7 protein-coding genes are annotated in these 11,178 nt (G+C 62.2%); 1 reads left to right on the forward strand and 6 read right to left on the reverse strand.

Translation table 11 applies throughout. The features are described from left to right. The first annotated feature begins 158 nt into the window (after positions 1 to 158). Positions 159 to 2,036, forward strand: coding sequence for a sodium:solute symporter family protein (locus GAU_RS10375; protein WP_012683511.1), 1,878 nt, complete (start codon positions 159 to 161; stop codon positions 2,034 to 2,036). Between the two features lie 241 nt (positions 2,037 to 2,277). Here GAU_RS10375 and GAU_RS10380 read toward each other — a convergent pair whose 3' ends face one another. The 6 genes from GAU_RS10380 to GAU_RS10405 all read right to left on the reverse strand — a co-directional run bounded on the left by GAU_RS10380 (position 2,278) and on the right by GAU_RS10405 (position 10,843). Next, a complete protein-coding gene (locus tag GAU_RS10380) occupies positions 2,278 to 3,522 on the reverse strand; it encodes a M20 metallopeptidase family protein (RefSeq protein ID WP_052574372.1) in 1,245 nt (414 codons plus the stop codon). A gap of 14 nt (positions 3,523 to 3,536) precedes the next feature. Further along, entirely contained in the window at positions 3,537 to 5,192 is a 1,656-nt protein-coding gene (locus tag GAU_RS10385; RefSeq protein WP_197525968.1) for an N-acyl-D-amino-acid deacylase family protein, read from the reverse strand. Next, the gene (locus tag GAU_RS10390) at positions 5,189 to 6,355 is read right to left on the reverse strand and encodes a dipeptidase (RefSeq protein ID WP_052574373.1); all 1,167 of its coding nucleotides are present in this window, start codon (positions 6,353 to 6,355) and stop codon (positions 5,189 to 5,191) included. The genes GAU_RS10385 and GAU_RS10390 overlap by 4 nt, the downstream gene beginning before the upstream one ends. Before the next feature lie 8 nt (positions 6,356 to 6,363). Next, entirely contained in the window at positions 6,364 to 7,881 is a 1,518-nt protein-coding gene (locus GAU_RS10395; RefSeq protein WP_012683515.1) for a serine hydrolase, read from the reverse strand. Positions 7,882 to 7,991: 110 nt separating this feature from the next. Then, positions 7,992 to 8,762, reverse strand: coding sequence for a GntR family transcriptional regulator (locus tag GAU_RS10400; protein ID WP_012683516.1), 771 nt, complete (start codon positions 8,760 to 8,762; stop codon positions 7,992 to 7,994). A 218-nt stretch (positions 8,763 to 8,980) separates the two neighbouring features. After that, entirely contained in the window at positions 8,981 to 10,843 is a 1,863-nt protein-coding gene (locus tag GAU_RS10405; RefSeq protein ID WP_012683517.1) for a CocE/NonD family hydrolase, read from the reverse strand. Positions 10,844 to 11,178: the final 335 nt, after the last annotated feature.

Raw genomic sequence — 11,178 nt, forward strand, 5'->3', positions numbered from 1 at the left:
CGGGGGACCGGGTCGACTTGGCCAATGTGGCGGACGCCCGGCCATCGCCGGAGGAATACCACGGCGTATCGCGTTGCCGTGCGGGTCGCCGGCCCACACATTCTCGCGATCGGTTATTGCCATCGGGACCTTCGACTCCCCACCTCCCTTCTCCCTGCATGAACGTCTCCTGGATTGACTGGGTCATTGTGGCGGTCACCATTCTGGTGTGCTTCGTCCCGGCCCTGTTCCTGGCTAAACGCTCGGCGTCGAGCACGACGGAGTTCTTTGCCTCCGGCCGCTCGGTGCCCTGGTGGCTGGCGGGGCTTTCGATGGTGGCCACCACGTTTTCTTCGGACACGCCCAACTGGGTGACGGAGCAGGTCCGACGCTATGGCGTCGCGGGCAACTGGCAGTGGTGGGCGTTTGTGCTCACGGGTATCGCCACCGTGTTTTTCTTCGCACGCCTGTGGCGCCGCTCCGGGGTGCTCACCGATCTGGAGTTCTACGAGCTGCGGTACTCGGGGAAGGAGGCCTCGTGGGTGCGTGGCTTTCGCGCGGTGTACCTCGGCCTCTTCTTCAATTGTTTCATCATGGGGATGGTGACGTTGGCGGCCTGCAAGATCGCCAACATCCTCTTCGGCCTCGCGCCCTGGCAGACCATCCTGCTGACCGGCGTCCTGAATGTCGTGTTCGCGGCGCACTCGGGACTGTGGGGGGTGCTGGTCATCGACATGATCCAGTTTTTCATCAAGATGACCGCGGTGTTTGCCGCAGCGTGGTTTTCTCTGGTGGAAGTCGGCCGACGCCTGGCCGGCACCCCAGACGGTTGGCTCGGTCTCAAGGCGCTGGTCGGGACACTGGCCACCCAGCAAGTGGTGCAAGGCGCGGGCGATGCACAGCCTGTGATGTCCATGAAGGATGGATCGGGGCAGCCGATTCTCGACATGATGCCGAACTTCGCCATGTCCGATCTGGTGCTGATGATCTTCCTGATGCCCATCGCCATCAGTTGGTGGGCCAACTGGTACCCGGGCGCAGAACCGGGCGGCGGCTCCTACATCGCGCAGCGCATGCTGGCGTCCAAATCCGAAAAGGATTCTCTCGGCGGCACCCTGTTCTTCAATCTGGCGCACTACGTCCTGCGCCCGTGGCCGTGGATCATCACGGCGTTGTGCTCGATCATCGTGTATCCCGACCTGGCCAGCATCAAGGCAGCATTCCCAACCGCTGATGCGTCGCTGATCGGACACGACTCCGCGTTTCCGGCGATGCTCAAGTTTTTGCCGGTCGGGTTCGTGGGACTGATGATCGGTGGCCTCATTGCCGCCAATTCATCGACCATCCTCACGCACCTCAACTGGGGATCGTCGTATCTGGTACATGACTTCTATCGGCGCTTCATTCGCCGAGACGCAACAGAAGCGCACTATGTGGCCGCGGGACGTCTGACCACGGTGTTTCTGTTCGCCTTCTCTGCCCTGCTCAGTCTGGGCATGAGTTCGGCGCAACAGGCGTTTCAGGTACTGCTGTCCATCGGCGCGGGGACGGGGCTTTTGTACATCGCCCGATGGTTCTGGTGGCGTGTGTCGGCATGGTGTGAAATCGTCGCCATGGCGGTCTCGCTGATCACGTCGCTGGCCGTACCGCGTCTCATGCCTGAAGCGGGGTTTGCGGTGACGACCATCGTGCAGGTTGGGCTGACGACGATCGCGTGGTTGATCACCGCCTTCGTGGGACCGGCGACCGACCGCGCGACGCTGGTGGCTTTTGTGCAAAAGGTGAAGCCATCTGGTCCCGGCTGGACGGCACAGCGGGCCGCGGCCGGTCTCTCGGACGCCGAAGTGGCGCGGGAGAATCAGATCGGGACGTCACTGCTCGGTTGGGTGGCCGGCTGCGTGGTGATCTGGTCGTCGCTGTTCGCGATCGGAAACTTCCTGTACCTGTCGGGTGACCCGAGCCGGACGACGAATGCGTGGATCCTGGCCGGGGTGTTCACCGTAAGCGGCGTGGTGTTGCTGCAGGTCACGCGGAAGTTGTGGAGTACCGCGAAGTAGGCAGCAGGAGGCAGCAGTGAGCGTGTGTTGATCGTTGGGCTATAGAACTGCGTCCTCTCCATCTGCTCCCTCTTGATATCGTGACGCGGTGGCGGCGAGGACGTCCGCGAGTGGCACGTTGCGCTTTCGGACGGCGTTGGCTTTACGGCGTCACGATATCAAGAGGAGTCAGGGGGAAAGTTGGAGAGGTGGCAGTAGGCAGGACACACGAAACGGCTGGTTTGCCCCGGGTACCCACTGGCTACCTGGTGGCCAGCGCGGCGGACGCGCGGCGAGCGGTTTCGGCGAGGACGGCGGCTCCGATGAACAGGGCGCCATCGTCGGCGAAAAACTTCGGTGAGTGGGCTGGTGTGGGTTCACCACCGGCTTCGCGTGCACCGATGCGCAGAAAGGCGCCCGGTATTCGCTCCATGTAGTACGCGAAGTCTTCGCCGCCCATGTTGGTGATGCCGAGCGGCACGACGTTGTTGCTCCCCACCAGCGACACGGCAGCGGCGTGTGCCCACATGGCTTCCCGCTCGGGATTCACAATGGGCGGCGGGCCCAACTCGATACGGACGTCGGCTTCGAGTCCATGCGTTGCGGCGATGCCGTGCGCTATGCGCCGTACTTCCTCGGCCACCAGCGTACGTGTTTGCGGGTCGATTGTACGTAGTGTGCCCCCAATCGTCGCATGATCGGGGATGATGTTTGACGCCGTACCGGCCTGCAGGGTGGCCACGGTGAGCACGGCTGGCACCGAAGGATTTACCCGCCGAGACACCACACTTTGCAGTGCGACGACCAGCATCCCTGCGCCCAGGATCGGGTCCGCCGATTCATGTGGTCGTGCGCCATGCGCGCCGCGACCGCGCAACGTGATCGAAAACGTATCGGCTGCTGCAGCCAGTGAGCCGGCCTGAGCGACGACCTGCCCAACGGGGAAACGTCGATCGACATGCGCGCCAAAAATGGCCGACACGCCATCGAGTGCATCAGACGCGAGTATGGCTGACGCACCTTCTCCTATCTCCTCGGCGGGCTGCAACACAATCAACACATCACCGTGAGCTGGGCGGCGAGCCAACAAACTGGCGGCCCCGATGGCCCACGTGGCGTGCACGTCGTGCCCGCACGCGTGCATCACGCCCGCATTCACAGAGGCATACGGCAACCCGGTGTCTTCCTGAATGGGTAGCGCATCGATGTCGCCACGAATCGCGACCACCGGTGCGCTGCGAGAGAGACCGGGAATGCGGGCCACCAGTCCGGTGCCAGCGACCTGTTGCACCGAAACGGTGTCGCCGGCAGGTGTCGCGAACTGACGGATGGCCGCCTCGAGTTGCGCCGCCGTGCGCGCTTCGGCGAACGAGAGTTCGGGGTGTTGATGCAAATCGCGACGGAGCGCGAGCAGACCGTTGCGGAGGCCCGCATCGAACTGCCCCCCGACGGCGGTCGGCACGCCGCTCATCGCACCATCAACCACATCGCCCTGCCCAGCGCTCACGGACGCGCCCCGGGTCAACGCAGCACCTTGCCGGGCCGCGCACCAGTGTGACGTCCGGCGTCGATGACCAGGACGCCGTTCACGAGCACATACTCGACGCCCTTGGGCAGCGCTGTGGGTTGGTCGTAGGTAGCAGCATCGGTGAGCGTCTCATAGTCGAAGATGGTGACATCGGCCCAGGCCCCCTCGCGTATGACGCCACGGTCAGCCAGTCGCATCCGTGTGGCCGGCCATGAGGTCATCTTGCGCACCGCCTCTTCGAGCGACAACACCTTTCGCTCACGAACGTAACGTGCGATGACCCGGGGCGCATTGCCAAAGCCGCGCGGATGCGGGAACTGTCCGGCGTCCGCCACACCAATCTGTGCCACCGCACCAGCGTCACTGCCAATACTGGTCCAGGGGAAACGCAACGCGGTTTCGATGTCTTGCTCGGACATCATGTGATACACCGCCATCACCCGACCATTGCCCTGCGCCACCAGATCGAACGCCACATCGGCCGGTTCGCGTCCCTGCTCTTCGGCGATGCGCGCGATGGACTTGTTCTCCCACTTGGCGTTGGCGGGATTCTGCGCCCCTACCAGTACGACGCCGTTCCATCCGCCGGCCGCTTCGATGATGTTCCACCACCCTGGGGATCCGGTGCGCATCTCCCCCTTGAGCCGAGTCCGCACCACCGGATCGGCAAGACGCTGCCGCAACGAATCCCGGCCTCCCTCGTGAGCCCAGGTGGGTATAGTGGCTTCGAGTCCCGTGCCGCCCGCGGTGTACACATACAGATCGGCGGCCACATCCACATTGCGACTGCGCGCCGCATCGACGACCTGCCGGACGGAATCCATCAGGATTCCCCACCCTGGCTGGTGCGCGACTTTGAGGTGAAACACTTCCACTGGCAACCCGGCGCGTTCACCGATCTCGATGGCTTCCCGCACCGACTGCACCACTTCGGCCCCTTCACCACGAATGTGACTGGCGTACACACCACCGTAACGTGCGGCGACCCGTGCCACCTCGATCAGTTCGGATGTCGTGGCACAACTCGATGGCGCGTAGATGAGTGCCGACGTCATGCCCATCGCACCGGCACGCATCGCCGTGTCCATGCTGGCCTTCATGCGATCGAGTTCGGTGGCACTCGGTGCGCGCGGTGACGGGCCGAGCACGGCGACCCGTGTCTGGGCCTGACTGTAGTACGTGCCGAAGTTGATGCTGATGCCCTGTTGCTCGAGCGCCGTGAAGTACTCGACAATGCCCGACGCGGGAACCGGTGTGCCTCCTTCGCCGCCGATGGCCGTGGTCACACCCTGCAACAATTTGTTTTCGGCCAGTCCGCTGCGCCGCAGTACACTCCCCGACTGATCCATCATGTCGATCCAGCCAGGCGAGACATACCTGCCGCGAGCGTCGATCTCACGAGCACCGCGGCCCGTGACCCGGCCTATGCGTACGAATCGTCCCTGATGAATCGCCACATCAGCGAGAATCCAGGGATTGCCGGCTCCATCAAGTACGCGACCATTGCGGATCACCACATCGTACTCGGCGGCGTTCTGTGCCTGCAGCGGATTCGCAGCGATCGTGACGAAAGTCATGACCGCCACCACCAGGATGTTGTGTGCGGTTCTCATCTTCTTCGTGATGGTCTTCTGCATCAGTGATCTCACGTCGTCCAGATCTCCGACAGCACACGCCGGAAGTTCCCGCCGAGAATGCCCTCGATATTGGCATCGCTGTACTTGCGACGAATGAGTCCTTCCGTGAGATCGAACATGCGCCGTGGATGGTCAAGTCCCTCGATATCGATCCGCTCGCGAAAGCCGTAGCTGCCCTTGTAGCTGTTCCGCAACTGCTTGTTCAGTTCGGGCGGCATGGAATCGTACCCATGCAAGTCGATATCGCTGCCGACACCAAGATGCTCTGGGCCAATCAGCTTCGCGACATGATCGAAGTGATCGAGGGCGTGTTCGATGGTGGTGGGTTCGCGGTCACGCACGAACATGCGCACGCCGGTGATGCCCATGACTCCACCATTCTTCTTCACCGCCAGAATGGCTTCATCGGCCTTGTCGCGCGGGTGGCCATTGGCAAGCACACGGGCGTTGGAGTGCGTGATGAGTACCGGCTTCTTGGACAACTCAAAGGCATCCAGCGTGGTCCGATCGCCGCAGTGCGACACATCGATGGCCATGCCCACTTGGTTCATGCGTTCGATGATGGACACACCGAAGTCGCTGATCCCTTCATCGCGGCGCTCCGTGGATCCGTTCCCGATGAGATTGCGGCTGTTGTAGGTGAGTTGCGAGACGCGCTGTCCAAGATTGAAGAAGAAATCCACATCGGCTGGCCGGCGGAAATGCTCGGAGTTCTGCAGACCGAGGATCACCGCGATCTTCTTGGCGGCCTTCACCCGCCCGAAGTCCCCCACCGAATCGATGCGCATCAGACGGGTATCGCTGCCAGCGATGAACGCGTTCCATCCACCGAAGAATCGAATGGCCGAGTCGTAGGCATTCGGACCGCCCTGACCGACCGCCGGATGAAACACGTTGATTCCCGAGTCGAGGAACGTCTGGAACTCCGCTTCGGTGAACGACTCCGGATCGCGCTCCCACTTGTCTTGATCAGGAAAGTTGAGCGTGAAGACGCTCAACATGTCGATCACCAGCGAGCGCTGCACGATGTCGACGGCCCGCTTGGAGTATTGTGGCGTCCCCTGCCCGAACAATTGGTAGCGCCCGAGATTGATCATCGGCGCCGCGATGGTGGCGAGGCCGGCCACGGCTGTCTGCATGAGCAGCGAGCGGCGGGTCACGGAATGGTCTGCCATGGCGTGTCTCAACGCGCGGGTGCGATTCGAGTGAAGGTGTTGCCGAGGAGCTGCAATCCGATGATGCGCCCCGTCCCGTCGGGGCGGAACGTGAGGTTGCCTTCGCCACGCCCCGTCCATCGGGCGCGGAACGTTTCGTATTGCCAGTGCGACAGATCGCCGTCGTACAGGTTGCCAAAACGGGCATGCAGTGTTTGATCGGCCAGCGTGATCACCACATCGCCATAGGTGGGATTGCGGTATGTGGCCACATAGGACGCCAGCGGCAGTGAGGGTTTGGTGTCGATAGCGCGCTGTGGTTGCGAAGCGCGTTGACTTTCGCTGGAGAGCAGCGTGAGCAGATCGGCGCTCCAATCACGCTTCTTCGCACCGGCCGCGCCACCCAGTCGATCGAACACTTCGTACATGATGGCGTGTCGCAGTTCGACATGATCGGTATTCGCGAGCACATACACGCCAAGGCGCTTGTCGGGAATGAGACCGATGATGGCACTCATGCCATCGATGCTGCCGGTGTGCATCGCTACGGCCTGTCCGTTGTAGTCCTGCAGGAACCAGCCCAGTCCGTAGAGAAAGAAGTGCGGACGCGAGAGCGCGAGCGCCGGATAGGTCGCGGGATCGGCGACGACCTGCGGTGAAAGCCAGGTGCGAAAGGTCGTCTCGCTCACCAACCGCTTGCCGTTCACACGCCCCGAGTCGAGCACAAAGCGCATCCACTTCGCCATGTCGTTCACCGACGACCATACCGAGCCCGCTGCGGCCACAGGATCAACGGCACGATTCTCAATCAGACGAATGGAATCGTTCACCAAGCCATGTGGACTCGCGACATTGGGCTTGCCTTCGATCTTGGAAAGCCGCGTGATCGTGCTGTTCATACCGAGCGGCGCGAAGAGGCGCTGCTCGAGGAACGCATCCCACGTCTGACCCGATGCCGCCTCCACCACCGCACCCGCCACCGCGTACATGATGTTCTGGTAAATCCAACCGGAGCGGAACGAGTAGGCGGGTTGCACGGTGCCGATGCGACGCAGGATCTCCTCCGTAGAGAAGTCTGTACCCGTCCACAGTAGGTCGGCGTTGCCCAGTCCGGCGCGATGCGTGAGGATGTCGCGAATGGTGAGTTCGCGCGTCACCCACGGATCGGACAGCTTGAAGGCCGGCAGATATTCGATGACCGGGGCATCCCACCGCACCTTGCCTTCATCGACGAGCATGCCGAGCGCCAATGAGGTCATCGCCTTGGTGGTGGATCCAATGGCGAAGCGTGTGTCGGCATCGACCGCGGTGGGTTTGCCGATTTCGCCCAAGCCATATCCCTTGGCCAGCAGGACGCTGTCATTCCGCACGATGGAGACGGCCAAGCCCGCCGTCTTCCAAGCTTTGACCGCGGTGGCGATATCGGTGTCGAGGCGAGTGATGACATCACGCTGAGCGGCGGCGGGAGCCATCGGGAGGGCAAGGGCCGCCAAGAGGGCCAGAAGGCGCACGGTGGAGGCGAAGGATCGCAGGCGGGTGGAGTTCATCGCGACCTGTGTATACAGTTTTGAGAACAATATTCGCCAAACTACCACCACATGGTGGTCGTGGCAAGAAAAACATCAGCACCCCAAAGCCGCCTTGGGTGCCGGAACCACTACCAGCTCCCGCGTTCCCCTTGGCTGTCGATCACCCGCGCCAAGCGGACAGCGGCGTTCCGCCAATTGTTCTCCACGGCGGACTGGGCCCCTGCGGCATCTCCCATTTCAATCGCTCGATTGATGAGCTCGTGCTCCTCAACCGATTTGCCGATTTCGTCGACCAGGGAATTCACGTACAGCCGCGCATACCGCTCGGCTTGCGGCTTGATCGCATCGTGCAGTGCCTGCAGTCGCGGGCCGGCACCGGCCTCCACGTAGGCACGGTGGAAGGCGGTATCGTGATCGAACAGACGGCGCGGGTCCGACGGTACGGCCAACCCCGCCGTCGCCAGGTGTCCGTTGAGCATGCGCAGCCGGGTGACGATCTCAGTCCGCTCTTCCTGCGGACGTTCTGCGGCCGTACGGGCGGCCAGCCCCTCGAGATGCCCAACCATCTGAAACAGCTCGAGCGCATCGGCCTGCGTGAGAGGGGCCACGATGAGCCGGGTCTCCTTCATCCGATCGATCATCGCGACGTACCCTTCCTGCTGCAGCCGGTGGAGCGCACTCCGTACCGGGGTGCGGCTCAATCCGAGACGCTCGGCGATGTCGCTCTCGATGATCCGACTACCGGGCGCCAGTCGACCGTGCACGATGAGCTCCCGGATCTCATCGTAGGCACGGCCCACGCTCGCCCCACGTCCGCCACCTTCATTGGCTGACACGGTGGTCGGCGGCTGATTGATCGCACCGGCCGTAGCGCGACGAGAGGTTCTTGCAGAGGACACAAGCGGAGGGTGGGAGGCTGCGTGCGAACGACCGATGATGACCGGAAGCGTGCCCAGGTGCCCGCACCGTTGTCAGCACGGCACCATACACGCCCCTCGCAAGTTAATCGCGAAGTCTTTGCAGCCGCTGCACCAGCCGTCCGGCATGCTCGATAGAGAGCCCCGTTGGAGCAACGACGAAGATCGAGGCACCTGGTGGATGAATCGGGAAGGCGTGATCACGGTACGATCGGGTTGGGGGTCACGATCGACAGTTGCAGATACGACGACAGCGTCGGCGAGCGATAGATGCGCTGGGTGGCGGCCCGATAGTCGGATGCACTCGCCTTGAAGATGTTGGGCACGAACGTCTGCGGGTTCCGATCAATCAACGGAAACCAGCTACTCTGGATCTGCACGCGGATCTTGTGCCCCTTCTGGAAGCGATAGTTCTGCGTGTGCAGCCCGACTTTGAACTCGGTGACCTTTCCCGGCGCGATGGCCTTCGGATGTTCGTAGCTGTCGCGGAAGCGCCCACGCAGCACCTCGTTGGCCACCATGAACTGATAACCACCGAGCTTGGGGTGATCTTCCGGATACACATCGATGAGTTTGACAACCCAGTCGGCATCGGTGCCCGTGGTGGCCGCCATCAGACGCGCAACAATATCGCCGGCAATCGTGACATCGTGGTCGAGTGCAGGCGTTTCCCACGCCACCACATCGGGGCGATCCTGCACGAAGCGCTGATCATCGGCGAGCCACTGCGACCATGTCGATCCCGGGCCGAACGTCGCCAGGATAGGACGTGCCCGATACGGCACTGGTTTGGCCGGATCGGAAACGTACGAATCGTACGGCTTTGGATCACGGGCCGGTGGCGGTTCGAAGGCCAGCTTCCCTTCGGCATGGAAATAGAGGCGACGCGCTCCAACGTTCTGCTTGGGGGGCCAGGCTTCGTGCCGGCGCCATTCGTTGGTCCCCGACTCGAACGTGGTGGCTTCAGCCAGCGACAACGAGCCTTTGTCTTTCAGCCAGTACGCGAACCATGGCGCCTCGATCGTGCGCCGGAAGTACGGCGCCGTCTCGCTGCCAAAATCGATATTGCCCAACGTCTGCCCTGAACGCCCACGCCATCCGCCGTGATTCCATGGGCCCACGACGAGATAGTTGATGCCCTTGGTGTCGTGTTTCTCGAGTTCCTGGTAGATGGTGAGTGGTCCGTAAAAATCTTCCTGGTCCCACCAGCCACCGACGTTGAGGGTGGGCACATTGACCCGATCGAGATACTGCGCCAACGCCTCCCGCTTCCAGAAGGCATCAAAGTTTGGATGCGCCACAAAATCATTCCACGTGGGACGTTCACCCTTGAAGTACTTCCGGTCGATGTTCGACAGTGGACCATTCTCGAGGTGCCACGAATAGTTGTCCACCTTGTCGAACGCAAATCGGTTCATGCCCTTGCCGCTCTCCATCATGGCGACGTATTCGAAGCCATAGGCCAGCCGAAACGCGCCGTTGTGATGGAAGTCGTCACCGATGAACATCGAGGCGGGTGATGCCTGCGGCGATACCGCCTTGAGTGCCGGGTGTGGATCGAGCATCGACATCACGGTGAGCCAACCGGGGTAAGACACTCCCAGTTGTCCCACACGCCCGTTGTTGCGCGGCACATTGGCCAGCAGCCAGTCGATCGTATCCCAGGTATCGGTACTCTCGTCGATGGCCTTGCTGTCCTTTCTGTCGCGCGGTGAGCGCAACATCACGAACTGTCCTTCGGAATCGAATCGTCCGCGGATGTCCTGAAAGACGAAGATGTAGCGTTCGTCGGCCATCTCCGCGTACGAGGTGATGAAGTTGCCAGCCGCCCCGCCGATACCGTACGGTGTGCGCGTCAGGATGAATGGCAATGCCCCCTGCTGATCCTTTGGCGTGAAAACGAACGTGTGCAGCTTCACGCCGTCCCGCATGGGGATCATGACTTCCCGACGCTCGTACGTTGCCAGGCGAGCACTGTCGGCGGGCGTCGGGGCCTGTGCACCGACAGCCGGAGCGGTCACCAAGGTCGTCAATCCGCAGAGCAGTAGCGCCAAACGTCTCATGACCGATTCACTCGATGATGTTGGGGGTGTTCACACGCTCGCACATCGGGGAGCGGGAAGCAGCTCTGTGTGCCGTGGAGGCCGTGGCGTAGACGAGGAGGGAGACGTGTCGGCCGGTCAACGGCGGAAGTTACGCACGCTGTTTTGTACACCTAATTGTATACAAGCTCACGAGAAGGTATGTTGCCCAAACTCGTTCGGCAAGAGTCTTTCGGCCCTCGTTCTTCGCTGCCTCGAGGTCCGCATTGCCGACGCCCGCTTCCCGTCTCTGCGTATGCGGCCTACCAACTGGCTACCGACGGCGTCTCAAACGCCTCTCCCTCCTCTCGTCGGCA

The organism is Gemmatimonas aurantiaca T-27 (genome assembly GCF_000010305.1).
GTDB lineage: Bacteria > Gemmatimonadota > Gemmatimonadetes > Gemmatimonadales > Gemmatimonadaceae > Gemmatimonas > Gemmatimonas aurantiaca.